Origin of the sequence: Schlesneria sphaerica, assembly GCF_044336245.1 — a bacterium.
Taxonomy (GTDB): domain Bacteria; phylum Planctomycetota; class Planctomycetia; order Planctomycetales; family Planctomycetaceae; genus Schlesneria; species Schlesneria sphaerica.
Genome location: NZ_CP172346.1, coordinates 5,172,935 through 5,199,932 on the forward strand (window position 1 = coordinate 5,172,935; position 26,998 = coordinate 5,199,932).

Here is a 26,998-nt window from a genome sequence, read left to right on the forward strand (position 1 = left end):
TCATGTCAAGTTTCCGTTCAATGATCACCGCAGTTGTCGCGTGTCTCGTCCTGTTCCAGCACGCTGCGGCTGACGAGAAGTTTGATCCCACCCGGGATGTACTGGAAAGTCTGGAGGCGATGAGAGTCGGTCCCCTCGACTGGCCTCAATGGGGCGGCTCGTCTCGACGAAACAATACTCCTGCCGGGACAGCTATCCCCGTTCACTGGGATGTCCGCACAGGAGAGAATGTCCTGTGGTCAGTGCCACTTGGCTCGCAGACGAACGGAAGTCCCGTCGTCGCAAATGGTAAGATCTTTGTCGGAACGAATAACACACACGGGTACGTGAAGCGCTATCCCTCTCAGATGAATCTGGGGGCGTTGATTGCGTTTGAAGAAAAGACGGGCGCATTCCTGTGGCAGGCGTCCACGCTGATGCTGGCAACGGGGCGAAGCAACTTCGTCGCCAGTTTGGGGAACTGTTCAACGCCCTATTGCGAGGGGAATCGCCTCTGGTACGTGACGGGACGTGCGGAAGTCGTCTGTCTCGATACGGAAGGGTTCCACGATGCCCAGAACGATGGACCGTATAAGTCCGAGAGCAATAAGAATCGGGACGAGGACGACATTGTCTGGCACTTCGACATGATGACGCAGTTGGGAGTGACCCCTCACAAGCATAGTTCCTGCTCGATCACGTGCCTGGGGGAATATTGCTTTGTCATCACGGGTAACGGCGTGGATTCGAATCATCTGAGCATTCCGACCGCTAAGGCACCCAGTTTCATCTGCCTGAACAAGTCGACTGGCGAACTGATCTGGTCCGACAGTTCGCCGGGAGGAAACATCCTGCACGGCCAATGGTCAAGTCCCTGCATCTTCCATGCAGGGGGACGAGACCAGGTGGTCATGGCCGGGGGCGACGGATGGATCTACAGCTTTGACCCGGCAGGAGACGGATTGGGGCGAGCCAAACTCCTCTGGAAATTTGATGGAAATCCCAAAGCGGTCCAATACTCGGTCAATGTCGGCGGGACTGATCAGATCCGTAATCCGATTGTGGCGACGCCGGTATTCTACGATGGCTATCTCTATATCGGGATGGGGGAAGACCAGGAAAGCAGTGACGGAGCGGGGATGCTGTACTGCATCGATCCGACCCGTGAAGGGGACGTCAGCATTGAACTGGCGGTCGACTCTGAAGGGAAGGAAGTCCCCCCACAACGGCTGGCGGCCATTGATCCCACGCAGGGACACCAGGCAATTCCGAATCCCAACTCGGCCCTGCGATGGCAGTACGACCAAAGCGACCGTAACGAGAATCGGAAGATTGAATTTGAAGAGATCCTGCATCGTACGGTCAGCAGTGTTGCGATTAAGAATGATCTGCTGATTGTGCCCGACCTGTCAGGCGTTGTGCACTGCCTGGATGCGAAGCAAGTTAACGAGGGTAAGCCAGTTGTTTACTGGACTCACGACATGTTTTCGCCCGTCCAGTCTTCTCCGTTAATCGTGGAGGACAAAGTCTACATCTGCGACGTGGGTGGGGATGTTGTGGTCTTCGAACTATCAAAGACTCATCGGGTTCTCGCTGAGAATCGCTTCGACAAGTCTATCCGGACGACGCCGATTGTGGCGAACGACACACTCTATGTGGCCAGTCAGAATCGGCTCTATGCTCTCAAGTCCGGCGCCAATTCTCCGGGAAGCGATGCACGGCGGACGGACGAGACGACAGTCTCCGCGACGTCAAATCCCTTAGCTGAAACAATCGACGGACCTGTGTCCGGTCAAGGAAGTCGTCCGGCACAACCGCCTGCCCGTGAGCCGACCGTTGAGCCGAATTCTCAGACACCCTCCGCTGACTCATCCGTGGCTGAACCAGGTTCCTTGAAAACCGATAATCCATTGTCACGTCTGGAGAGCGCTGACGTGCTGCTGGTGGAAACAAAGGACGGTATCGCGGCTTACAGTTCGTCGCTTGGCAAGTGGGACACTCTGACAGTTGCAAATCCAGACGATGGTTCGTCGAGGTTGAAGAAGGCGACATTAAGCGATGTCTTCGCAAGTGTCGTGATCAATCAACAGATCTTTGGGTACAGCAGCAAGATTGGTCGCTGGGCTATGTTAAGACTTCCGCCTGAGATCGTGAGGGATGCGGAGCCGGTTCATTTGCGGAATACGCTGTCCGTCAAAATTGGAGATCAGATCTACGTCCTGTCATCCAGGAGTGGCGAATGGACTTCACCGGATGTTGTTCAGCCGGATTCGGTGCAGGGGGGACCCGAGCTGGTGGCTCCCGGAGATGCTCAAAAAAAACTGCGACTGGCGCTGGATTCTGCGGAGGTGAGACGGCTGCAGGATGAGGTTGCCAAGTATGAATCCCGATCAACTCGACAAGCCGAACAGATTCGGCAGATGTTGAAGGTCAGTCCGGTTGGCACTCCTGAGTCAGATGCCATCCAGGACGCGCGACAGGCACTGGAAGAGACACTGGCCAAAGCACTGGATCTTAAGACCCAGATCGAGCAATCTCGATTACGGGAGATGCAGGCACGGCTCAGTCGGATGGAGGAGCAACTCGAACAACGAAAGGCTCAACGAACCCAGATTGTGAAACGACGTGCTACAGAATTGATTGAGGGTGAGGAGACTCGGTGGAGTGACCCGAAGTCTGTACCGTCTGTCGCTCGATCGAGTTCTGTGAGAGGAAGCTTCAGTAGCTCAACGCTTAACCGTTCGGCCCCGATCTTGGTGACCCCGAAGTCCGAGGAGAATTCTGCGAAGGCCACTTCCGGGCGCGACAACAGCACGCCGGCAAGCACTCCGCTTCGGGGTGAGCCTGTGACGCGAATTTCCGCGAAACCACTCGAGAAAAAACCGAACGAATTTTTTTCACTGAGTCGGGACGGGAGCGAATTGAAGTTGCTGTATCAGTTCGAAGGGCACCCCCTGGTCGGATCTCCGGCGGTGTCTCACGACGGTCAATGGATCGCGTTTGACGCGGCTCCCCTTGGTAACTCAGACGATATGCAGATCTTTGTCATGCCGATTGATGGTGGGCCCCCGAAACGCATCTGCTCAGGCCAGATGCCGACATGGTTCCCTTTCGGCCGGTACTTGCTCTGTACGCGTCAGGAACCCCGTTCGGGCATCTGGCGCGTTGATCGGGAGTCTCAGGAACGCACCTTTATCAGGCCTGGATCAGGTGGTCAGATGTCGCCCGATGGTACCAAAGTTGCCGTGACCTTCAGCCCTGAACTTACGGTATTGGACCTGACACCCGGGACCAATCGCACCATTATCGGGGGGCGATCCAATCCCTTCATTCACATTGTCTCTAATGGAACGTGGTCACCGGATGGGAAGTCATTCTGCTTTGTGGGTGTTCGTTCCAACGGCGCACGCGATATCTGCACGACGACGATGACCGGAATTGACGACATTGCCGATCTGAAGGTTCATCATACATTCCGCCAGAACGTAATGACGGACTTTGCCTGGCATCCTGCTGGAGATCGGATTGTTTTTTCAGGGGTTTGTTCGGCTCGCAAGGGGCTGAAACAACTGTATGAGTTCGACCCTGACAAGCCTGGTTCGGTAGAGCTTGTGCCTGGTCAGGATCCGACGCGTAATAACTTTGACATGTCCTGGACGCCGGATGGACAGCGGCTGATCTATCTCAGCGGCGATTATTGCGACGACTGATTTCAGTCTTCGACCCGCTGCCTTCTTTCTCTCTTTTTTCTCGTGCGGAAGCGGCGAGCGTGGATCGCCGTGCGCTCACACGATCGGATGTGGCTGACCAGTGGTTCCTCACGGAACGGGCTCACTCTGCGGAGATTTTCGATGAAGCGATACCGTACTCGTTCGAATCCCGACGGCACTCGACCCCTTGAGTGCTTCCCGGGTGGGGCCCTGGACGAGCGAACAAAGAATCGCTGTTCTGCGCAGAAAGAGTCCCGGCGCCCGGACAGAAGCGGGCACTCGATCCTCACTCTGGCACTGGAAGTGTTTATCGTGACGAGCCTGATCTGGATCGGGTTTATCGGGTGCCACTCGCTCTTCATTCCTGATCAAGGTGGCAACTCTGATGAGCTTCACGCTGAAGTTCAGCAGATCATGAGAACCGCGATGACATCCGACGGAAAGACACTCTGGTGTCAACTCGGGATGTGGGAACTGATTGCCGTCGATCTCGAGACGAATCAAGTCCAACCCGTGTATCGTCGCCGCAATGATGCGATCGGCAATTGGGGAATCAGCTTTGATGGCCGAACCGTTCTGTACTCCAACCAGGACAACGAAGTGGAAATCATTCGGGATGGTGCCACTCTCATTTCTGAACAAGTTCCAGAATGCCAGCGGTTGTTGACCGACCTGGCTGCGAATGGTCAGTCCGGAATCCGGGTCGCCAACGGAACACTCGCCCGTTACTGGAAGTTTTCCGAAGACGATCCGCTGGTCGTCGACTTCACCCTGGAAATCCCCGCAGGAAAACTGGCTCTGGACCCACGTGGCCAGGTTCTTGCCGTCTCGACATTGACAAATGGGATTGCCCTGTATGACGTGATGAATGGAGTGAGGATTCACTCATTTCGCGATGACAGTCGTCATGTGAAGTCACTGCTGTTTTCCGATGACGGCGGTTTGCTCGCGGTCGTGCAAGACCGGAACGTGATTGTCTATGACGCCCCGAGTGGTGAAAAACTTTGGCTGACGAAGATGTCTGAAGGGGTGCCGTTCATCAGCCTTGCTTTCACGCGGGAGAGTGGCTGGCTGGCCGCAACATCCCCCGCTGCGGGGATTCAGATCTTCGATGCGAGAGAGGGGACACCGCTGCATCGTCTGCCTGTCGAGGCGGAATTCCCTCGAATTGCTTTTGCCAGATCGAGCGACGTGATCTATTCGACCAGCGGAAATGGAACACTTCGTACATGGTCCATCTCTGAGAATCGCGAAATGAGTCGGGTCGATCTGATTCAGCGTCTCAACGAAGGGCGTAAAAGTAAACGATGATTCATTGCGAAGATCTGACGGAGACCGCAGTGAAACCTGAATGTGACTTCCTCAGCGGCAGAAGATTGATAAACTTCTGCTGATAGGTTGTGGGTTCACAGGGGTGCAGGCGATGCTGACGATCCTCGGTGGTGCTGCGAAACTGTGTGACGGAGTCACTCGTCGTGAACTCATGCGAGTGGGAGCGTTATCACTCTTCGGGGGGCTCAGTCTTCCGCGATTGCTTCATGCGTCGGAAGCGTCACCGCAAAAGCCCGCAGGCCGCGTCAAGTCGGTGATTCTCTTCAACCTGCTCGGTGGTCCCAGTCAACTGGATATGTTTGACATGAAGCCACTGGCACCTGTGGAAGTCAGGGGCGAATTTCAGCCCATCGCAACGTCAGTCCCCGGTTTACAAATCTGCGAGCATCTTCCGAACGTGGCCGGATTGATGCACAAGGCTTGTCTCATTCGAACGGTGTCTCACGGATATAACGCACACAATCCGTTGCCGATCATGACGGGATTTACCGACGGCAGCTTCGCCCAGATCAAGGCAGAACCGACAGATCCGCCCGATATCGGAGCCATCTGTCAGTACCTGGGAATGAGCCCCAAAGGGATGCCGGGCGCTGTCTGCCTTCCCTGTTATCCCGGCTGGGGTGAAAGTGCCATGTATCCGGGGATTCGACGACCCGGACCCTACGGTGGTTTTCTCGGTAGCCAATATGACCCGCTGTTCGCCGTCTGCGACCCGAAATTTCAGCGGGAACCGAAGGTATCGTACTACGACCCGGTTCTGCCGCTGGGCGAACCGCGGCTTCCTTCGCTGGACGAACTGCCCGGCATTACCGTTGACCGATTGAGTCGCCGTCGGTCGATTCTCGATCAACTCGATATCGAATTTGAAGAGACTCGCCGCTCGGGCGTCCTTGATCGATTGAGTCAGTTCCAGCAGCACGCGTTCGACATGCTGACCTCCAGCAGAACACGCGACGCGTTCGATCTCGATCAGGAAACGGATGCCCTGCGCGAGCGGTATGGACGGGACCTGAACGGATCGAGCATGCTGGTGGCGAGGCGCCTGGTTGAAGCTCAGGTCCCGTTTATCAGCGTTCACGCCGAGATTTTCGGGCGGTACGGACATTCCTACGACATGCACGAAAACAATTTCAGCATGCTCAAGGAGTATAACTTGCCCATTCTGGATCAGTGCGTCCCTGCTCTCGTCGAAGATCTTGAACAACGAGGGCTGCTCGATTCGACCCTGATCATCGTGATGGGTGAAATGGGCCGTTCTCCCAAAGTGAATTCCAAGGCGGGTCGAGATCACTGGCCTCAGTGCGGGTTCAGCCTGCTCTTCGGCGGCGGTGTGCAGCAGGGAATGGTCTTCGGCGAAACCGACTGGCAGGCTGCGTATCCCGTCAGCCATGCTGTCTCACCCGGCGATCTGGTTGCGACGGTCTATCACCTGCTGGGAATTGACCCGCACATGACAGTCCCCGACCGTCTCGGACGTCCGCTCGCAATCGCGCACGGTGGTAATACAATTCACGAGATCCTCAGTTGAAGAGGGTCCCCTCCTTCCTGGCTCGTCCAGTCTCGATCGCTGTACTTCCGCTCCGGTCGTGGTTCCCACGCTGAAAGTGGTTTGTCCTGACCGTAGAGGGATGCCATACTTGGCAGCTCTCCCTGACTGAATTTGGTTTGCCTTCAATGCCGCGATGAGATCTTCAACGATGCGCTATTCCCTGTTTTCATTGCTGTGCCTGTTCGTGACCGTCAGTGGAACGGTCAGCGCTGAAGAGTTTCTGTTGACTCGGTTCGAGCGACAGCCGCTCACGGAGGATTACTTTTCTGAAGGGGCCAGCTTCGGGGACCTCAACCAGGATGGGATCGTCGACATCGTGCATGGGCCCTACTGGTGGGAAGGCCCGAAGTTTGAGCGTCGACATGAGATCTATCCCGCCAAGTCGCAGAACCGGCGGGGTTATTCCGACAACTTCTTTTCGTGGGTTTACGACTTCAACGGTGACGGCTGGAACGATGTCCTGACCGTGGGACTTCCCGGAACACCGGGTTTCATCTTCGAAAATCCGCAGGGGAAGAATCTCGACAAACACTGGAAACGCCATCAGTTTTCCGATCAGGTGGGGAATGAATCACCTCAGTTCGTCAACTTTGTCGGCGACGCTCAGCCCGAACTGGTTTTCGCACGTGATGGCGTGTTCGGATATATCGCGTTCGATCCCCGACAGTCTTTCGCCAATCAGACATTCCATGTGATCAGTGACAAAATCGCGGACACTCCGTTTGGCCATGGGTTGGGTGTCGGTGATGTGAATGGCGACGGCCGTCTGGATTTGTTGTTCAAAGGTGGATGGCTGGAACAGCCCGAGTCACTCGCCGGTGATCCTCTTTGGAAACTGCATCCTTTTGCCTTCGCCGGGGCAGGGGGAGGTGACATGTTTGCGTATGATGTGGATGGGGATGGAGACAATGACGTCATCACCAGCCTGAACGCACACGCATTTGGGCTCGCATGGTACGAACAGACGCGAGATGGGAATGAGATCAGTTTTGTCAAACATCTGATCATGGGCGAGAAACGGGAAGAAAGCCCCTACGGAGTGCTGTTTACCGAATTGCACACTTTGGCGCTGCACGACATGGATGGCGACGGCCTGAAAGACATCGTCACGGGCAAGACCTACTGGTCCCATCATGAGCAAAGTCCCATGTGGGACGCGGGGGCCGTGGTGTACTGGTTCAAGCTGGAACGAAGCACGTCGGGTATCAACTGGATTCCCTACCAGATCGATGGCGAAGCCGGGGTCGGGCGGCAGCTCAGCGTGGGGGATTTGAATGGAGACAAACGGCCTGACATCGTCGTGGGGGGCATGAAAGGCTGTCACGTTCTCAGTCAGACGGTTTCGCAGGTCACCAAAGCGGAGTGGCAAGCAGCTCAGCCGAAAAAGTCAATTGCGATGGCCGAGGGACTCTCTCCGGAAGAGGCGGCAGCGAACATGACTGCGCCGGACGGATTTGTCGTCAGCCTCGCGGCGGGCGAGCCACTGGTGCATCAGCCAGTGGCATTCACGCTTGACCATCGCGGCCGTCTGTGGGTGGCCGAGGCATACACCTACCCGATCCGTGCCGCCGACGGTGAAGGCAAGGACAAGATCGTGATTCTCGAAGACACGGATGGCGACGGCCGGTTTGAGAAACGAAAAGTTTTCATTGAAGGGCTGAATCTGGTCAGCGGTCTGGAACTGGGCTTCGGCGGCGTCTGGGTCGGTGCCGCTCCCTATCTGATGTTCATCCCTGACCAGGACGGCGACGATGTTCCCGATCAGGTTCCGAACCCTGTGAGCCATGCGAACGTCCAGTTCCCCAGGGATGTTCCCACGGGAGCGACCGTCCTGCTGGACGGGTTCGGGTGGCAGGATACGCACGAGACATTGAACTCGTTCATCTGGGGACCTGATGGCTGGCTCTACGGCTGTCACGGAGTCTTCACACATTCAAAAGTCGGGAAGCCTGGAACTGCTGACAAGGATCGTCAGGGACTGAATGCGGGTGTCTGGCGATATCATCCGACGAAACATCAGTTCGAAGTTTTCTCGCATGGAACCAGTAACCCGTGGGGAGTCGATTTCAACGATCGCGGTCACGCCTTCATCACTGCTTGTGTGATTCCGCACCTGTGGCACATGGTGCAGGGGGGACGCTATCACCGGCAGGGGGGGCAGCATTTTAATCCCTACACATTCGAAGACATCAAGACCATTGCTGACCACGCCCACTACGTAGGGAATCTGGCCGACCATGCCTGGTGGGGGCATGAACCACACGCACCGGCCGATACTCTGGCAGCCGGAGGTGGGCACGCTCACTGCGGGGCAATGATCTATCTGGGTGACAACTGGCCCGCGGGCTATCGTAACCAGATCTTTATGCACAATGTCCACGGCAACCGCATCAACGAATGTCTGCTCGAGCCATCCGGATCGGGCTATATCGGCAAGCGGGCCCCCGATACGCTGATTGCCAATGATCGATGGTTCCGAGGAATCAATCTGAAGTACGGACCCGATGGTTCGGTCTACCTGATTGACTGGTACGACAAGAATGCCTGCCACCGGACAAATCCCGAGATCTGGGATCGCACGAACGGACGCGTCTACAATCTCGCGTATGAGGGGACCGGGCGCCCCGACCGGAAGCAGATTCAGTCAATGCTTCAGACGCTCTCCGGGAGCCGGCTGCCAGATTTGGTAGCGCTGCTCGACCATCCGAATGAATGGTATGTGAGGATGGCACGCCGGCGGCTGCAGGAAGCCGTCGCTCAGGCGGAAAAGCAACAGGCTGGCAGCCCCTCGCTGATGGAAATTCGGTCGGCTCTGCGAAAGAAACTGGACCAGGCAGACGGCGTCCCACAGAAGCTGCGTATCGTGTGGACGATCCATGCGGTATTCGGACTTGATCATGATCTGGGGATGCAACTGCTCGCATTGCCCGGAGTTGAGAATGAAGACCTGCGGGCGTGGGCGATTCAGCTCATGCTCGAAGACCGAGCCGTTACGTCGGGTGAACTTGCCACGCTGGTGACGCTGGCAAAGACCGATTCATCCCCGGTCGTCCGGCTTTACCTGGCGTCGGCGTTGCAGCGACTTCCGCTGGAACAGCGCTGGGAACTGGCGTCAGCTCTGGTCGGACACGGCGAGGATGCCGATGACCACAATTTGCCACTCGTGCTGTGGTACGGAATTGAACCGCTGGTTGAAGCGGATCCCAAACGAGCCATTGCGATGGCCCAAGGTGCCCGGATTGAACGGGTCGCTCGATACATTGTCCGCAGAGCGGCAGCAACAGAGAAGACATTGAATGCGGCGATCGAGTGGTTGGCGAGTGCTTCGGAACCGGCGACGCAGAAGCAGATTCTCGAAGAGATCAACAAGGCGTTTGAAGGCCGCGTCAATATTCCGCAGCCCGCAGCGTGGACCCCTGCCTACGATCGACTGGTCAACAGCCCCGATGCGGAAATTCGATCACGGGCGGACCAGGTGGCGGTCGCCTTTGGCGACAAACGAATTTTGCCGCGGATGCGAGCCCTGCTGCAGGATTCGTCCGCGCCGCTTCCCCAACGCCAGAAAGCTCTGGAACTGATTGTGAAAGGTCGTGACACCGAAGCGGCAGATTCTCTGTTGGCGGTGCTCGACGAGACTGAACTGCGTGGTCCCGCAATCCGGGCTTTGGGGGCCTACGACAAGCCAAAGATTCCTGACCAGATTCTTGAACGCTATGGCAAGCTTCCCGACAGCGAAAAGCGCGATGCGATCAACACGTTGGTTGGCCGTCCCCGGTCGGCAGAAAAGCTGTTCGACGCGATCGAGAAGGGGACCGTGCCGCGGACCGATGTGCATGCATACCATGTTCAGCAGTTGCTCGGCTTCAAGGACGAGGCATTGGCGAAACGGATTCAGTCGGTCTGGGGCGATATTCGTCCCACGGCCAGTGACAAACTCGCCCTGATTGCCAAGCATAAGGAAGGTCTTTCCCCGGCCCGGTTGAAGACGGCGGATCTCGGAAATGGCCGTCGCCTGTTCGCGAAAACGTGTGCCGCGTGTCACGTCCTGTTTGGAGAAGGGGGCAAGATCGGTCCCGACATCACGGGTTCAAATCGTGCCAACGTCGATTACCTGCTGGAGAACATTCTGGATCCCTCGTCGATTGTCGGGAAGGACTATCGCATGACAGTCATCGCGACGACGGATGGCCGAGTGATCTCGGGATTGATCCAAAAGGAAACGGACAGTGCGGTAACGCTCAGGACGATCAATGACACGGTTGTGGTCGCGAAGTCAGATATCGATGAGCGAACTCTTTCTGAGTTGTCGCTCATGCCTGAAGGCCAAATGAACCAACTGACACCAGACGAACAGCGCGACCTGATCGCTTATCTGGGGTCGCCCCACCAGGTTGCTCTACGAGGACCCAAGGGGCCGATTGATCCGCAAACGGGTCGCGTTCCCAACGCCATTGAAGGCGAGGGGCTGAAGATCGTTGGGAAGTCCGCAGGGAATGTGTCGAGTCAGCCCATGGCAGGCTTTACCAAGGATAAGTGGTCAGGGAACGACCATCTCTGGTGGACGGGGGCATCCCCGGGAGCGAAGCTGGAACTGGAACTGCCGGTGGAAACCGAAGGAACCTATGAGATCGATGCCGTCCTGACGATGGCCCGTGACTACGGAATCGTGCAACTTCTGCTTGATGACGAACCGATCGGCGCTCCGGCCGACTGCTACGATATCGATGTCGTCACAACCGGCGAATTGTCATTCGGGATCAGAAGATTGACCAAGGGGACGCACAAACTGGGCTTCCAGATTACCGGTGCGAACCCGAATGCGGTGAAGGGCTATATGGTCGGCCTGGACTATATCAAGCTGACCAGGACGGATCGCTAGGCAGGAATTGACCGCGGTCGTCTGAGGGTTCGCTTTGGGGAGGAAGATCTCACGCGGTCGGGGAGCCTTCGCGCAATGCAGGCGAAGCGAGGCCCGGTTGCTGTGTGGATATCCGAACTGGATATCCGAACGAATTGCAGCGCGCCGAGAGCCGGGCGCTGCACATCAAAGGGAGCAGGACTTTCCGGCTGGATCCCGTTGACCGCAGCGCGACACGAAGCCGTGTGAGGTTATGAAGGTATAACCCCATCGGAAGTAACCTTAAATCAGAATTCAGGTCACGCAGATGTGGACGATCGTGCGCGAGTGTACTGATTCCCCTTTCTGGATTAAGTTTTCGAGACGTCAAGTACTTTGTTTCTCGAGCGAATACGGGTGTGTCAGCCCCATTCCGGTTCCCCGTATTCTTCCGAAAAATCACGAAGGAATCGAGCGTACAAGGTCGAGTGGACAGGTGTTCTTTATCGGCTCCAAGGCTGGGAATTCAATATTCTGAATTGGATGCAGTGAGGACGCAAACCGGTTGTCTCGGAGTGGTTCGACAGCCTAAGATAGAGATCGCTGCCTAGGGGTCCCTCCGGTTTGCTGCTTCCTACCCTCCTGCCTGTATAACATTGGGCTATGTTAGGTTCGTCTTATGCCAATATTCCCCTTTCGCTTTGACGTGAGTTCAGTCGTCATCCGCAGTCTCGTATCTCGTTCTCCACGGGCCATGGTCTTGCTTGCGGGCGTACTGGCGACGGGGTGCCAGAAGACAGTTCCACCGTCCAAAGAAGCCCCCCCCCCGGTGGTGAGCGTTGCGGTGCCCGTGGTGGAAGAAGTTCAAGAGTTTGAAGAGACCACCGGCCGACTGGTCGCCCGGGAGGCGGTCGAAATTCGGTCGCGAGTGAGCGGATATCTGGATCGAACCTTTTTCGTCGACGGATCGAACGTTCAGGAAGATCAGCCACTTTTTGAAATCGATGCACGTCCGTACGCCGCAGAACTCGCCCGGGCCAGCGCCAATGTCGAACAAGGTCGTGCACGTGTCGATCGCCTGAAACGTGAAGAAGAACGTATTCGCAAGCTGTTCGGCACGAAGAATACCACGCAGGCCGATCTGGATCTGGTGTCGGCAGACCTCGCGGAAGCCAGGGCGGCAGTCGATGGTTTGATCGCGGCCCGGGAAATCGCCGAACTGAATCTCGAGTTCACCAAGATCTCGTCGCCGATTACCGGACGTATCAGTCGACGACTGGTCGATCCCGGTAACCTGGTCAAAGCCGACGAGACACCGCTTGTGACCGTGATGTCACTGAATCCGATCTATGCCTACTTCGATATCGACGAACGAACCGTACTTCGGGTCGAGCGACTGATCCGGGAAGGGAAGATTCCTTCGCCACGCGATTCTAAGTATCACGTCAGTTTCGCGCTGGCGGACGAAACCGAATTTACCCGCACGGGTGAGATCGACTTCCTTGATAACCACATTTCGGCGACCACGGGCACCCTGCGCCTGCGTGCGACCGTCGACAACGACAACCTGCTGTTGCAACCGGGGATGTTCATCCGCCTGCATGTTCCGATTGGTAATCCTCATCCTGCCCTGCTGATTCCGGAAGAAGCTCTCGGGTCCGATCAGGGGCAGCGTTATGTGTATGTCGTCAACGATGAAGATGTCGTGACCTATCGCCGCGTGAAGATCGGCTTGCTGAAAGAAGGACGCCGCGTCATTGAAGAGGGACTCGGCCCCGAAGATCGCGTGATCGTCTCGGGTTTGCAGCGTGCTCGCGTCGGGATCAAGGTGAACCCCGAACTGGTGGCCCAGAAAAGTCCTGAATCGGCAGCATCGCCGGCTTCCGGAGGAGAATCCGTTCCCGCCAAATCGATCGATCGGAAACCAGAGAGCAGTTCGACAGGCGGGCATAAAGCCATCGAAGCCAAGGCAACCACGGACGTGCTTGGCCGTCCCTGACAGTTCCTGGGGAGAGGAATCCACTGCGGGCTGACTGCGGGTGGGTTCCATCCCCAACCTGGCGAGGTGGTTTGATTGTCACTTTGCAACGATCCCACCCTGGCGTCACCTGACGAGAGTTCTCATGTTTTCAAGGTTCTTCATCGATCGACCGATCTTCGCCAGTGTCCTGTCGATCCTGATCACTCTGGCGGGCGGTCTTGCGGTCTTCGAACTGCCCATCGCTCAGTATCCCCCCGTCGCCCCGCCTACGATTCAGGTTGACTGCAATTATCCGGGGGCCAGTGCCCAGGTGGTGGCCCAGACCGTCGCGGCACCCATTGAGCAGCAGGTCAATGGCGTCGAAAACATGCTTTACATGTCGTCACAAAGTACCAGTGACGGCTCTTACACGTTGACGGTGACTTTCAAACCGGGCGTCGATCTGAACCTGGCACAGGTGCTCGTTCAGAACCGTGTCAGCCTGTCGATTCCCTCTCTTCCCGATGTGGTTCGTCAGACTGGCGTGACGACCAGAAAGCGTTCTCCTGACATTCTGCTCACCGTGAGTCTCAATTGTCCGGATGATCGCTACGATCAGCTATATCTCAGCAATTTCGCCGTGCTGCGAGTGAAGGATGAACTGGCTCGCCTTCCGGGGATCAGTGAAGTGCTGGTGTTCGGTCAGCGCGACTACAGTATGCGAATCTGGGTCGATCCCGACAAACTGGCGATGCGGGAACTGGGAATCAGCGACGTCGTCAACGCACTGCGTCAAGAAAATCTGGAAGTGGCCGCTGGCCAGATCGGTCAGTCTCCTACACCACCCAAATCGGACGTTAATGACGTCGTGCGGCAACTGCCGATCGATGTTCTGGGCCGACTCTCCACCGTCGAAGAATTCGAGAACGTCATTGTCCGTATGTCGGGCGAAGGCGAAATCATCTGCATCAAGGATGTTGGTCGCGTTGAGATGGGGGCACGCTCCCAGGACGTCAGCAACCGCTTTGATGGTAAGCCGACGGTGGGTCTGGCGATTTTTCAGTTGCCTGACGCGAACGCGCTGGAAACGGCCGACCTCATCAAGAATAAGATGAAAGAGCTTTCGGAGTCATTTCCGGACGGGGTTCACTACGAAGTCGGTTACGATACGACCCCCTTTATTCGGGAATCGATTGAAGAGGTCGTTAAGGCTTTGCGCGATTCCGTGATTCTGGTGGCGCTCGTCGTGTTGATCTTCCTTCAGGGGTGGCGGGCTGCGGTCATTCCTCTGATCGCGGTTCCTGTGGCGATCGTGGGGACCTTTGCGGCAATGGCCATCACCGGCTTCAGCATCAACAATCTGACCTTGTTCGGTCTGGTGCTGGCGATCGGGATCGTGGTTGACGATGCCATCGTGGTGGTGGAAGCGGTTGAGCACTATATCGAGAAGGGACTCTCTCCGCGAGAAGCCGCGATCTGGGCCATGGAAGAGGTTTCGGGCCCCGTCATTGCTGTGGGACTCGTGCTCAGCGCCGTGTTTATCCCGTGCGCTTTCCTCTCCGGGATTGTGGGGCAATTCTTCCGGCAGTTCGCGTTAACGATCGCCATCTCTACGATCATTTCGACTTTCAACTCGCTCACGCTCAGTCCGGCGCTGGCGGCGCTGCTGCTGAAGCCGAAGTCGGCGGGACGCGATCCTTTAACCTGGTTGATCGATACTCTGTTCGGCTGGTTCTTCTGGCTGTTCAACCGTACCTTCGGACTTTCCACCAGGCTGTATATTGGGATTGTGGGCGGGCTCCTGCGTGTCCCGATTCTGGTGCTGGTGGCGTATGTCGGGTTGCTGTGGCTGACGAATGCCACGTTCCAGAGCCTACCCACGGGTTTCATTCCGACGCAGGATAAAGGCTATTTCATCGCCAGTATCCAGCTTCCCGATTCCGCCGCGGCAATTCGTACCCGTGATGTGGTTGCACGTATCGAGAAAATCGCGCTGGAAACACCGGGGATCAAGAACGTGAACTCCGTCGCTGGCAACTCGTTCGTGCTCAGTGCGTACGGATCAAACTTTGGTTCGATGTTCATCATCTTGAAAGACTTCCACCATCGGCGCGATCCGTCGATGCAAGCCGATGAAATCCTCAAAGTATTACGGAAGCGGTACGCGACCGAGATTCCGGAAGCAATCATCAACGTGTTTCCTCCCCCTGCGGTAAGCGGACTGGGGCGTGCAGGTGGTTATAAGCTGATGATTGAAGACCGTGGGGAAGTGGGGCTAAAGGTATTGCAGGAGCAGACGGATAACATCGTTTCTCAGGGAAACAAGCCGTCCGCCTCAGCACTGACGGGGCTGTTCACGGTCTATAAGGCCAATTCACCTCAACTGTTCGTCGACATCGACCGTCGTGCCTGTTTAACGCAGGGGATTTCGCTAAACGATGTCTTCGGGACGCTCCAGGCGTATCTGGGGTCCCGTTACGTCAATAACTTCAATCGCTTTGGCCGGACGTGGCAAGTTGTCGTTCAGGCCGACTCGCAATTCCGCGACGAAATTCAGGATGTGGGCCGGTTGCGAGTTCGTAACCGCATGGGCGAGATGGTTCCTCTGGCCGCGATTGCCTCCGTGCGCGAAATCAGCTCACCACTTGTTCTGACTCGGTACAACATGTATCCCGCGGCGGCAATTAACGGGAACGTCGAACCGGGATTCAGTACGGGGCAGGCCATCGAACAGGTTGAAGCACTGACCCGCACCGAACTTCCCAATACGATGTCCATGGAGTGGACCGAGATCACCTATCTTGAGCGGATGGTGGGGAATACGGGGATCATCGTCTTCGCTTTATCGGTTGTATTTGTGTTCCTGGTACTGGCAGCCCTGTATGAAAGCTGGTCGATGCCACTGGCGGTGATTCTGGTGGTGCCGATGTGCGTGCTGAGTTCCATCACGGGCGTGGCGATTGCCTCCATGGACATCAACCTGTTCACTCAGATCGGCTTCATCGTGTTGATCGGGTTGGCGTGTAAGAATGCCATTCTGATCGTGGAGTTCGCAAAGTATCGCCGCAGTGAAGGGGTTCCTGCCCGAGAGGCGATTCTGCATGCATGCGAACTGCGACTGCGACCCATTCTGATGACGTCGTTCGCCTTTATTCTGGGGGTCGTGCCGCTGGTGATTGCCACCGGTGCGGGTGCCGAAATGCGTCGTGCCCTGGGAACGGCGGTTTTCAGCGGAATGCTCGGCGTGACCTTCTTCGGGATCTTCCTGACACCCGTCTTCTTCTACGTCATCGACAAGATGTCGGGGTGGCAGTGGCTAGCGAACTCGTTCCCCGCCAGGGTCGCTCGATTTGTATTGGCAGTGATCACGCTGGCGCCCGTCAGAAAGATGGTGCGAAAGCGATCCGCTCAACCGCCGGTCCGCAATGAGATCCGTAGTGCGATTGGTGATGCTGATTAGGCCGTCGTCGTCGGTTCGCTCGGCTTCCTCCTTGAAATCCATCGTGCAGAGTCTGTCTGTCTCTACGCACGGAAACACTTCTGACCGGTGATGTCACACGTTGGGTGACGCCGGGGTGGCGATCCGGGCGAGACATCAGCACGATGACGAAAGTCTGCGCCACGTGCGTCTCATGCGGTCAATGATTCCACGGGGATCGCGCGCGACCAGTTTCCGAGGGGGCAGTAGAAGCAAAATCGACAACGGGATCTGTACCGCGTCGTAAGTTTTGCAAGGCAGGATCTGCCTTAGAAGGACCAGACGGCCTGAGCACACGTCTCGCAGATGCGAAGGCTGCTGCTCAATCCGCTCTCATGCAGAGCTGCAGCCACGTTGTCTGAGAGGCGGCAGAAAATGGTAACTCCACCACAGCTTTCGATTGTTTCATCGAAGGCCCGCAACATGGCGACGCCCCAATCGTCAATCGATTTCAAGCTGCCCAGATCCATCACAACCTGAATCGGACCGTGTGCTGTGATATGTTCCACAAGTTCGAAAAGCTCGTCAGAAATGAGTTCGTAGTTGCCGTCGACAATGGCAGGAACCATAGTGCACACGACAGTCACATCGTTGACTTGTTCGACATAAAAACTCTGAGCAAGTACTGCGGTCATGAATGGATCTCAGTAAGGGGAGGTGACGGCAATCTGACAAAGATTTCCAGGTCAACATCCTGCGGCGGAACACGTTCAAAAACGGCCCATTCCGTCAATTGTCCTACGAACCTGGAATGCGCTACCGCATAAATGCGAAATCGGCCTTCAGAATTCTGGGTAATGTCGAGCTTGTGCAACCGGCCGAAGGTCTTGGCACGGATATGGTCAAACAAGCTGTCGGTCGATTTGTCGAGATGTTTTTCGGTGAGTTTCATGGCGGTCCACGTAGCAAATGGTATTCCAGACAATAAAAACTGTGCTGGAGATGAAAAGTGTAAAAATCAAGTGTGAAGTGTTCGCGAAGCGATTGTGAAAACCTGAGGAAGCCCAAGTAGGACTGGTAGCCTTCCTGGACCAAACTGGCAAACGGTTCAAGAACTGAACCGCGTCTAGCAGTGCTGGAAGTGTCTGACAGGCAAATTCAGTTCCGGTCGAGTGAATGACCACCTGACTACCAGATTTTTCAGGGGGGGAATTCGACGAAACCCCTTTTTTTGTAGAGCTTTCAGACGTTTGTGGATACCCGATAGCTGGCTGCAGTCTGTTCAAATTGGGCAATTTGATCGGCAATCCAGGCCTGATCTCGTGGCAACTCTCTTGCCATGAGGCGGGCGACACGTGGAGCCATTTCGACCGCTGCCTTGGCATTCAGGAACAGAGATCGGGTTCGTCGCGCCAACACGTCCTCGACCGTTCGGGCCATCTCGTGCCGTACGGCAAAAATCACTTCGGCCCCGATATACGGGAGCGCAGGGTCGAGCCGATCTCGCAGTTCGGGATTTGCGCTGGCAATATCTTCGATTCTGACGGCATCGGATCCGTAGACTGCCAGATGTGACGTCACGCTGGCGGACGAGGCAGCACCGTGTACAGCGAGCGTTCTCGTAAGGCAATGTCGCTCAGGCAATTGAGCCAATGTGGCGGCCTGATCGACGCAGTCTTCGGCCATGTTCCGGTAGGTCGTCCACTTGCCACCGGCAATCGTCAACAGGCCTGAGTGGTCGATGTGAATCGTGTGGTCGCGAGAAAGTGCCGCCGTATTGGTGCCGTCTCCTGTACGGACAAGGGGGCGGATCCCCGCAAAGACGCTCAGAATGTCGCTCCTTCTGGGGGGCTTGCTCAGATAGCGACCCGCGGTCTCAAGGATGAAGTCAATTTCCTCTTCGGTGGCCACGGGTTCGATCGGAATGTCATTCAGCGGAACGTCCGTAGTTCCGACGAGCGTATGCTGGTGCCAGGGAATGGCGAACATCACGCGACCGTCAGGAGTATGGGGAACCATGATGGCCGAGTTACCGGGCAGGAACGAACGGTCAAAAACGAGGTGAATTCCCTGGCTGGGTGCGATCAAGGTCGACGCCGCGGGGTCTGCCATTTTTCTGACTGCGTCGCAGTAAGCTCCGGTGGCATTGATGACGACGCGGGCAGCGATTTCGAGCTGATGATCTGTCTCGCGGTCCCGTGCCACGACACCGCTGATAAAACCGTCGACATCACGTCGCAGTTTGGTGACTTCCATATAATTCAGCAGCACCGCTCCTCGTTCGCTGGCGGTGGTCGCCAGATTGATCAGCAGCCGCGCGTCATCGAATTGTCCGTCATAGTAAACGACGCCTCCCTGCAGGCCCTCGGTCTTGATGGTGGGGAGCCGCTTCAGGATTTCGTCACGCGACAGACGACTTGTGGGGCCGAAGCGGTACCGCCCCGACAGGAGGTTGTAGACCTTGAGCCCGAAGCCATAAAAGGGGGATTCCCACCAGGTGTAGCTCGGAACGATGAAGGCCAGATCATGGACCAGATGTGGGGCGTTCTGACGGAGGAGTCCCCGTTCTTTCAACGCTTCCATCACCAGCGAGATATTCCCCTGTTCCAGATAACGGACGCCGCCATGCACGAGCTTCGTGCTGCGACTGGAGGTCCCTTTCCCGAAATCATGCTGTTCAAGCAACAAGACCTCGTAGCCGCGTGACGCTGCGTCGACCGCGACCCCGACACCTGTCGCGCCGCCACCGATGATGAGCATGTCCCAGGGGGTGCGACGACTCTCCAGACGTTCTCGCATCTGTTCCCGTTTCATAGTCATTCATCTCCTTCCCAGTTTTTGCAGCGACTGACGGCCCTTTTCCAGCGTTCCCGGGCCTGGGTCACAACGGCCTGATCCATTCGAGGTTCAAATCGTCGATCGATCTTTTCTAAAGTGGCCAGTTGAGACACGTCGGTCCAGACGCCTGCTGCCAGACCTGCCAGGAACGCCGCCCCGCGCGCCGTGGTCTCGGTAACCGCTGGACGAACCAGAGGGACGTGCAGCAAGTCCGATTGGAATTGGAGCAGCAGGTCATCCCGTGTTGCCCCTCCATCCACTTTCATTTCCGGCAGCGTGACGCCCGAGTCACTTTGCATCGCAGCGGCGAGATCCGCGACTTGATGCGCAATCGACTCGACCGCAGCACGGGCGATATGTGCGACGGTGGTTCCTTGTGTCAGACCAATGATCATTCCTCGTGCATTTGCATCCCAGTAGGGGGCTCCCAAGCCGGCAAATGCAGGCACAAAGTAGACGCCGCCGCTGTCTGGAACCGATCCGGCAAGGTCGCGGATCTCCTCAGATGAGACAATCGCCCGTAATCCATCTCGCAACCATTGCACGACCGCCCCGCCAATGAAGACACTTCCTTCGAGTGCATAAGCGACCTGGCCGGCAGGTGCCGCAGCGATGGTCGTGATCAACCGGCTACGTGACGCGACCGGAGTGTCTCCGGTGTGCTGCAGCATGAAACAACCGGTCCCGTACGTTGTCTTGGTTTCGCCTCGGTGGACGCACAGTTGTCCGAAGAGTGCCGCCTGCTGATCACCCGCGATACCCGCAATGGGAATTGCAGCTCCGAATTGTTCTGCGGCGACTTCGGCGAGCTGACCACTGGATTCACAAACGTCCGGAAGCATTGCCCGGGGGATTCCGAAGAGACTGAGCAGTTCGGCATCCCACTGCCGGGTATGGATGTTGAAAAGCTGCGTCCGGGAGGCATTCGTGACATCTGTCAGATGGCTTTTCCCTTTCGTCAGATTCCAGATGAGCCAGGTATCGACAGTCCCGAAGGCCAGTTTTCCTGCTGCTGCCCGCTCACGCGCACCGGAGACGTTATCCAGAATCCAGGCAACTTTCGTTGCGGAAAAATAAGCGTCCAGAACCAGTCCGGTTCGTTCTGTGACGAGTCCCTCAACCCCGTCGCGGCGGAGCCGATCACACATCGGTGCGGTACGTCGATCCTGCCAGACGATTGCCGGACAGATCGGCTGACCGGTTTTACGATCCCAGACAATGGTGGTCTCACGCTGGTTCGTAATCCCTACCGCTGCAAGGTCGCGGGCATGGATTCCCTGTTGTTCGATCGCCTGTCGCGCCACGGACAGCTGCGTTTCCCAGATGTCGTGGGCGTTGTGTTCGACCCAGCCGGGCTGGGGGTAATGCTGCCGGAATTCGCGTTGTGCGATCTGGCAGACAGGACCCGTTTCATCAAAGATGAGTGCCCGACAACTGGTCGTTCCGGCGTCGAGTGCGAGTACGTAGGGCATGAATGCAATACTCACGAAATGCGGCGTGAAGGGAAGGGTTCTGCCGACCTGAGATTTTGATTTCGATTGCGGTGATTGGGACGCCTCTCATTGTACCCGCGCCGGTGCAATCCATCACGCGAATCCGCCGCTTCGTCGCTGGAGACCATCCGACATTTTTGAATTGAAGCGCCCCCTCGTGAGGGACCGCGGCTTCCATGAGGTCAAGGGGCAGAGCGGAGAGACAACTGTCATTGAGGAGGACGTGACGAGCTGCGGCAGGCGAAATATATTGTCGGGGATCGCAATCTACTCTCCTCGCAATCGCAATCCCGTCGCTTCGATCTGGATGGTCCAGCCGGCCGAATCGGTAATCGTCTGCAGCACTCCCCCGACCGTCGTGTTTTCGAGCTCGAAGGTCATCGTCTTGCTCAACCGATCACGGCCCAGATCATCGTCGTCATAGAGAATGGGGGCTCCCAGGTGTTCCTGGAGGGCTTCCAACAGGTCCCGACGACTGACTGGCTTCGATTGTTTGTAGAGCAGCAGCCGTTGAGTCAGCTTTCCCTCGACATCCACCTTCGGCGGCGGGGGTGGAAACGTCGGGCTCTCGTCCTCCGGGATGATGTCGGTTGGAGCCTGGGCCAGGTGCGGAGGCAGGGGAGCGTCGCGATTGAATGGTTCGAGCGCACTGGCAACTACGTCAGGATTCTCGACCGGTGATGGCACGACGGCAACCGGGGGTGTGGGATCCGATGCGCCGACGGGGGCTGGCGAGGGTTGCTGGTCGGTATCGATGTTCTCTGGCAACGTCTCGGTGGGCATTCCGGTGACGTCGATGGGGGAAGGGGGCGGTGCAGGGACCAGACGGTGCTTGGGACGCAGAGCAAGGACAGCGACGAACACGGAAATCGCAATTGCCAAGAGCCACGCCGCGGTGAGGGGAGAACTGATCAGGCGCTGAAACGTCGTCGAGGTCGGCGCTTTTGCAACGTAAATTTTGTCCTGCGGGGACTTCCTGCTGCGGCGAGCATGTTCGTGACTGGCAAGCTCGTCAGGGGTGAGTCGGCGAATCCCGTATTGTCCGTCGCCGGTCGTTTCAGTGATGCGCAGTGCGGTCTTGCACTCCGGACAATTGACCCGCCTGCCGATAAACGAACGATCGCGAATCCGCAGAGTCGTACCGCATTCAGGACAGGAAGAACGACCGGACATTACGAGAACCAATTTTCAGAAGAAGGGGAGAAGGAACTTGAGTGACCGAATCCTTCACGTTGTCTCAAAGAAGTGATGTTATTACGGAACAGCATGGCAGGACTGCAGATGAACAGACCTGCCGTTCGTCTTCTCAATTTATTTCGTCAGCTCAAATGGTTTCAACCCGCTCGCGCTGGCTGCGGCCAAGGTGGTGACCAGGAGATTCTTCCTGGCTTCATCAACGATGATGACTAACGTCTTTTCAGGTTTGGGATCAATCCCCTTCGAGTCTGCGAAGATCTTTAAGACGACGTCCTTTACGGGAGCTCCATCCATCTTGAAGGTTTGTGCAATATTCTTGGTAAAGCCCCCCAGTTTGAGTGCGTCGCCATCGATTTCAATAGGTGTCTTAATTTCCCCGGCGATGAAGTCGAATGCTTCATTCAGTGGCATTCGACGGAAATCGACATCGATCCGCATCTGCAGCCGATCGGCGACCTGTTCCGGAATTTTGGATTGCTTCGGGTCGGCAGGTAGGGGGCGCGACTTCGTGAAGTCTGTTCTGGTGGACTCTTCCCAGGACAGCATGGCTCCCAGCACCAGATTGGGACCGGCGACATCGGGCAGGCTGGTGACCAGTTGAACGTGCTCTGGTCCGTGGTGGAACTCGGTTGCCATCGAGAATACTTCCATCATCGCCGGGACGCGTCCAATGACCATCCGTTTGCCTTTTTCCTGGGGGTTCATCTGCTGGAAATAGGGAAGCAGGTGTTCGGCAAGTCCGGCCAGTTTCTCCTGAAGCTCGTTCTCCAGCTTCAGGATCGCCTTCTTGCCGGTCACACCTTTTCCGTGCAGCAGGATTTCCGAGAAGAATTCGTCGGGCGACAGTTGGATGCTCCAGGCGACGGTTTCGACATCATCCCCCAGCCAGTCGACGGAGTTCTGAATCAAAGGCAGGACGTTCTGCGGAAACCAGGTCTCCTGCAGTGTCAGTGTTTGTGGATTGAAGATTGCGGTCAGGTGTCGATCACGATCGGTAAAGGGAAGCAGCGGGTCGATTGCTTCGGCGGGGTGTCGCTGCGTCACGGCATCGACCATCTCTTGTGCCTGGCTTTTCGGGCAGACAACCAGCGTCCGCTGATCGACGATCATGTAGGCGCGCTGTTCCGAAATGTAAACAGGTTGAGAATAGCTGTCATCGCGCATGCCGAATTGTTCGATCAACTGGCTGCGTTTTTGTTCTTCGGTCAGGTGTGCGACAGCGGCAACATCGGGCAGCGTCCCACGCATTCCGGGGATCAGGCAGATCATCAGCTCTTCGACCTGCTCGGGTTTTCGCTGGAAGAGATCCTGAAGTGTCTTTTCAATGAACTGAGCGAGTGCCGGGGCACAGAAGCGAATTTCTTCTCCGAGGCTATCGGGCTTCCAGAGTTCGGCCGGTCTCAGATTCAGCACGACCTGCGATCCGAAGGGAATGTACTGGAGTTCGATCGGCTTGCCGTGAGTCGGGCTCGAATGGGCGGGGCCCTCGTTCGAACCGGCCTCGCTCACGGCGTCGTGCTCCTGCGAAGCGGCGTCAGACGAAGCCTGATTGGGCAGTTCCGACGACGTTTTGGATGTGAAGCGGGGAACGATAAACACCATACCGGCAATGACCGCCAGGGCCAGTCCTGTCAGCCCCAGGCCGATATTTCTGCGACGGGAGTTCTGCTTTTGTCGTTCCTTCAGTCGCTCCGTTGTTCCTTTGGTGGTGGCAATCCGGTCGAGTGCGGCCAGCTCAGGTGGAACGCTGAAGTTGAAATCGGGAGGGGCACCCTGCGGGGAAGCCACTGGCTCACTCGGGATCTGGCCCGACGGAACCGTTTCTGTCTTCGAGGACGACGGAGCAGAGTCTTCGCTGGTACGATTCGGCGGGGGTGCCGGGGACCCGGTCGCTTCGGGGGGAACGACGGTTGGCTCCGCGAGCACGAACGTGTGCGCACACTTAGGACATTTTCCCTTTCGTCCCAGCAGACTTCGATCGGGAATCTTGAGGTGTTTTCCGCAGTTCGGACATGGAATTTGAATCGACATGGATTTTACCGCTCGCCGTCCTGACCGTGTTTACTTGTAGTCACCGCGCGGTGTGCTCATTCCGGATGACGCCGAGAGAAACTGCTGCGGAACCGAATCGTGAAGGGTAACAGATCGGTCGGCTCAGTGGTCGCATCACGCGTTCAGTCCGGGCTTGAGCTTCTCGTACGCTCAGTCGAAAGCAGCGACGCAATCCACTACGCGCAATGATGATGTGCGTTGTACAATGTCTGCGTTGATTATGGAACTTGTCGACCGTCCGATGTGTGCGCGGGCCCGTGCACACATCGCAGATTCCGCGGCCTTGAAAGGGGCGATGTGGGTGGACTGGACAGAAACCTTTCCCGGTGAATTTCAGGTTCAAAAGGTGACAGAAAGCGAATCGGGGGGCGGACTGACTTTGGTTGTCTTGCAGAGACCTGATAATAGAGGCCGGTTAATGAAGAACCCGGCACCGTTGCTGATTAGCTTTGTCTGCGGAATCCTGGCGTGCCTGTTCGTGGTGGTGGGCAAGATGTTGATCTTTCCCTCGGCGGTTCAAGCTCTGCCATTCTTGTCAGCCTACAGGGAAGAATATCACGACTATGGCTTGATTCCCGACTTTTACTACAAACTTGAAGCACGGATGAATCCGCGTGAGTTCGAGAGGTTTGTGTATCTGGTGGGTTTTCGTCCTGAGGATCAGAAAAACTCAACTCTGTACCTGATCGAGCTTCCAGACTATTCCAAAAGGGCTGAGTACTCTGGTGGGGAACTTGTTTACGAAGAATCCCGAGAATGAGTTGCGTCCATCGCAATTGAGCTTGCCTCACCGCTTTTACGGCTGTCGGATCCAGTGTGTACGGCCTGCCTGGTTGCTGAAAACCGGTCGGCAAGTCTGGCTTTCCTGATCCAGAATATCCTGCAAGAATCCGGCAGCGTTGATCTTGGATCGCCTTCGATCTTTGTTTTGTGAGAAAGCCTGCCCAGCATGACCCAGGAAGCGACCCTTATTCGCCCGCCACTGTTTCAGGACCGTAGCTTCTGGGGGCTGAATCTGACCCAGTTCTTTGGTGCTTTTAACGATAACCTGTTTAAGCAACTTGTCATGCTCGACTGTCTCGATCAGGCGAGTCAGGGGGGACGGGACCTCCAGGGATTAGGACTCGTCCTGTTTTCCATTCCGTTCATCGGAATTTCTGGCTTTGCGGGATTTCTGTCAGACCGATTCAGCAAGCGGACCATTATCGTTCTGTGCAAAATGGCCGAAGTGCTGATTGTGATCCTGGGGATGATCGGGTTCCTGCTGCATAGTCTTCCGTTCCTGTTGGCGGTCCTTTGCCTGATGGGGGCTCATAGTGCCTTTTTCGGCCCTTCCAAGTACGGCATCCTGCCCGAAATGTTGCGCGATCAGGACTTGCCGCGAGCCAACGGGATGATGTTGATGGCGACGTTCCTGGCCATTATTTTCGGTCTGACAGCGGCCGGCATGGCAAAGTACTTTTTTAATTCCACACTCTGGCTGGCGAGCCTCCCCTGCCTGGTGATCGCTTTATTGGGGCTGGTGACCTCGCTGGCGATCCGGCCTACGCCGGTCGCACAACCCAATCTGAAGTTCGACGCCTCTTCACTGCTGATCGCATCTCAGACTCGCCAGCTTCTCCGAAATTCACCCAGCTTGCTTTGGGTGCTCTTGATGTCATCGGCGTTCTGGTTCGTCGGGGGGACTGTCTATCCGCCAGCGATCAATGCATTGGCGAAGGAGCAGTTTCATCTGGATGATTTGATCACCGGCATGATGGCCGCCAGTACGGGGGTGGGAATCGCGCTTGGCTGCGTCGTGGCGGGGATTCTTTCGAAAAATCGAGTCCGCGGCTGGATTGTGAGGATGGGAGCGTGGGGACTGACGCTCAGCCTTCTCGCTCTCGCCTTGCCCGGCCCGGGCTGGGACAAAGTTCGTGACGAAATTCGCGAGTTGAAGTCCGTCGCGGGCGTGTCCGTTCCTGCCAACCCAACCGCAGTCGCTGTGAATTCGGCCGGAACCCCAGCAGTCGAAGGGACTGCCGGAGTTGGCGCGGAGAAGACTACGACTATTTCTGAGACTGAACGGGATCAGCAGGTGCAGGTGGCAGCGACAGGTGAGGTCGCGGACAAGACCGCTGAGCGCGCTGCCCGCGATCAACGACTCAGCCCTGCCGAGCGGTTCTACCGTGGGACGCTGCTGGGACCTTATGGAAGTGTGGTTGCGCTGATCTGTGTGGGCTTGTTTGCCGGCTTCTACAGTGTCCCGCTACAGGTCTTCCTGCAGGCCTCGGCACCCGTGGAGCAGAAGGGGCGGATCATCGGGGCCAACAATTTGATCAACTGGATTGGTATCGCTTCCGCGGGTGCTGTTTGCTTTGCAGGCCGAGTCCTGCTGGTGGATACGCTGATGCTTCCCTACGCGTCGCTGTTCGGCATGGCGGCCGCTCTGATGTTACCCGTCGCGGCGTTCTACAGTCCACCAGACGTCGCAATCGAGCAGGAAGCGTGATTCCCCTCCTGTTCTTTTCGTTTCGGTCGTTTTTGCCCTCTCGGGCAGCAAGTTCATCGGAGAGAGGTATTTGCGACTGTCGATCCGAAAAAGAAGGTATCGTCGATCGAAGTCAACCTATTTATTCTGTGATGGCTATTTT

General features: G+C 56.7%; 14 protein-coding genes. 8 read left to right on the top strand and 6 right to left on the bottom strand.

Features of this window, described 5'->3' with window-relative positions:
- Positions 1 to 2 precede the first annotated feature (2 nt).
- The 6 genes from ACGY09_RS18770 to ACGY09_RS18795 all read left to right on the top strand — a co-directional run bounded on the left by ACGY09_RS18770 (position 3) and on the right by ACGY09_RS18795 (position 16,827).
- Entirely contained in the window at positions 3 to 3,689 is a 3,687-nt protein-coding gene (locus ACGY09_RS18770; protein ID WP_397568944.1) for a PQQ-binding-like beta-propeller repeat protein, read from the top strand.
- A 312-nt stretch (positions 3,690 to 4,001) separates the two neighbouring features.
- The gene (locus ACGY09_RS18775) at positions 4,002 to 5,000 is read left to right on the top strand and encodes a WD40 repeat domain-containing protein (protein ID WP_373653436.1); all 999 of its coding nucleotides are present in this window, start codon (positions 4,002 to 4,004) and stop codon (positions 4,998 to 5,000) included.
- Positions 5,001 to 5,112: 112 nt separating this feature from the next.
- Positions 5,113 to 6,549, top strand: coding sequence for a DUF1501 domain-containing protein (locus tag ACGY09_RS18780; protein WP_397568945.1), 1,437 nt, complete (start codon positions 5,113 to 5,115; stop codon positions 6,547 to 6,549).
- A gap of 169 nt (positions 6,550 to 6,718) precedes the next feature.
- The gene (locus ACGY09_RS18785; protein ID WP_397568946.1) at positions 6,719 to 11,449 is read left to right on the top strand and encodes a PVC-type heme-binding CxxCH protein; all 4,731 of its coding nucleotides are present in this window, start codon (positions 6,719 to 6,721) and stop codon (positions 11,447 to 11,449) included.
- Positions 11,450 to 12,086: 637 nt separating this feature from the next.
- Positions 12,087 to 13,406: an efflux RND transporter periplasmic adaptor subunit gene (locus ACGY09_RS18790; RefSeq protein ID WP_397568947.1), complete on the top strand. Its 1,320-nt coding sequence runs from the start codon at positions 12,087 to 12,089 to the stop codon at positions 13,404 to 13,406.
- 124 nt (positions 13,407 to 13,530) lie between these two features.
- Positions 13,531 to 16,827 (top strand): efflux RND transporter permease subunit, encoded by a 3,297-nt coding sequence (locus tag ACGY09_RS18795; protein WP_397568948.1) that lies wholly within the window; start codon positions 13,531 to 13,533, stop codon positions 16,825 to 16,827.
- A gap of 287 nt (positions 16,828 to 17,114) precedes the next feature.
- On the opposite strand, the gene ACGY09_RS18800 is transcribed toward ACGY09_RS18795, so the two are convergent.
- From ACGY09_RS18800 to ACGY09_RS18825, 6 genes are all read right to left on the bottom strand, one after another.
- Complete coding sequence (locus tag ACGY09_RS18800) at positions 17,115 to 17,480, bottom strand: STAS domain-containing protein (protein WP_397568949.1); 366 nt, start codon at positions 17,478 to 17,480, stop codon at positions 17,115 to 17,117.
- Positions 17,477 to 17,737 carry a hypothetical protein gene (locus ACGY09_RS18805; protein ID WP_373653430.1) on the bottom strand — a complete coding sequence of 87 codons (261 nt, stop codon included), beginning with the start codon at positions 17,735 to 17,737 and terminating at the stop codon, positions 17,477 to 17,479. The genes ACGY09_RS18800 and ACGY09_RS18805 overlap by 4 nt, the downstream gene beginning before the upstream one ends.
- A 290-nt stretch (positions 17,738 to 18,027) precedes the next feature.
- On the bottom strand, positions 18,028 to 19,599 hold the full coding sequence (locus ACGY09_RS18810; RefSeq protein ID WP_397571888.1) for a glycerol-3-phosphate dehydrogenase/oxidase: 1,572 nt from the start codon (positions 19,597 to 19,599) through the stop codon (positions 18,028 to 18,030).
- Positions 19,600 to 19,601: 2 nt separating this feature from the next.
- Positions 19,602 to 21,095, bottom strand: a complete 1,494-nt coding sequence (gene glpK / locus ACGY09_RS18815) for a glycerol kinase GlpK (RefSeq protein WP_397568950.1) — start codon at positions 21,093 to 21,095, stop codon at positions 19,602 to 19,604.
- 288 nt (positions 21,096 to 21,383) lie between these two features.
- Complete coding sequence (locus ACGY09_RS18820; RefSeq protein WP_397568951.1) at positions 21,384 to 22,289, bottom strand: hypothetical protein; 906 nt, start codon at positions 22,287 to 22,289, stop codon at positions 21,384 to 21,386.
- A 138-nt stretch (positions 22,290 to 22,427) separates the two neighbouring features.
- Positions 22,428 to 24,344 carry a hypothetical protein gene (locus ACGY09_RS18825; RefSeq protein ID WP_397568952.1) on the bottom strand — a complete coding sequence of 639 codons (1,917 nt, stop codon included), beginning with the start codon at positions 24,342 to 24,344 and terminating at the stop codon, positions 22,428 to 22,430.
- 226 nt (positions 24,345 to 24,570) lie between these two features.
- On the opposite strand from ACGY09_RS18825, the gene ACGY09_RS18830 reads away from it, so the two are divergent.
- Together ACGY09_RS18830 and ACGY09_RS18835 are read left to right on the top strand one after the other, a co-directional pair.
- Complete coding sequence (locus ACGY09_RS18830) at positions 24,571 to 25,125, top strand: hypothetical protein (protein WP_397568953.1); 555 nt, start codon at positions 24,571 to 24,573, stop codon at positions 25,123 to 25,125.
- 189 nt (positions 25,126 to 25,314) lie between these two features.
- Complete coding sequence (locus tag ACGY09_RS18835; RefSeq protein WP_397568954.1) at positions 25,315 to 26,856, top strand: MFS transporter; 1,542 nt, start codon at positions 25,315 to 25,317, stop codon at positions 26,854 to 26,856.
- Positions 26,857 to 26,998: the final 142 nt, after the last annotated feature.

Bases quoted from the DNA above. Each gene is read 5' to 3' on its own strand.
- ACGY09_RS18795 (WP_397568948.1), top strand. From the start codon at position 13,531: ATGTTTTCAAGGTTCTTCATCGATCGACCGATCTTCGCCAGTGTCCTG.
- ACGY09_RS18770 (WP_397568944.1), top strand. From the start codon at position 3: ATGTCAAGTTTCCGTTCAATGATCACCGCAGTTGTCGCGTGTCTCGTC.
- ACGY09_RS18830 (WP_397568953.1), top strand. From the start codon at position 24,571: ATGTCTGCGTTGATTATGGAACTTGTCGACCGTCCGATGTGTGCGCGG.
- ACGY09_RS18800 (WP_397568949.1), bottom strand. From the start codon at position 17,480: ATGACCGCAGTACTTGCTCAGAGTTTTTATGTCGAACAAGTCAACGAT.
- ACGY09_RS18820 (WP_397568951.1), bottom strand. From the start codon at position 22,289: ATGTCCGGTCGTTCTTCCTGTCCTGAATGCGGTACGACTCTGCGGATT.
- ACGY09_RS18835 (WP_397568954.1), top strand. From the start codon at position 25,315: ATGACCCAGGAAGCGACCCTTATTCGCCCGCCACTGTTTCAGGACCGT.
- ACGY09_RS18810 (WP_397571888.1), bottom strand. From the start codon at position 19,599: ATGAAACGGGAACAGATGCGAGAACGTCTGGAGAGTCGTCGCACCCCC.
- ACGY09_RS18790 (WP_397568947.1), top strand. From the start codon at position 12,087: ATGCCAATATTCCCCTTTCGCTTTGACGTGAGTTCAGTCGTCATCCGC.
- ACGY09_RS18780 (WP_397568945.1), top strand. From the start codon at position 5,113: ATGCTGACGATCCTCGGTGGTGCTGCGAAACTGTGTGACGGAGTCACT.
- glpK (WP_397568950.1), bottom strand. From the start codon at position 21,095: ATGCCCTACGTACTCGCACTCGACGCCGGAACGACCAGTTGTCGGGCA.
- ACGY09_RS18805 (WP_373653430.1), bottom strand. From the start codon at position 17,737: ATGAAACTCACCGAAAAACATCTCGACAAATCGACCGACAGCTTGTTT.
- ACGY09_RS18785 (WP_397568946.1), top strand. From the start codon at position 6,719: ATGCGCTATTCCCTGTTTTCATTGCTGTGCCTGTTCGTGACCGTCAGT.
- ACGY09_RS18825 (WP_397568952.1), bottom strand. From the start codon at position 24,344: ATGTCGATTCAAATTCCATGTCCGAACTGCGGAAAACACCTCAAGATT.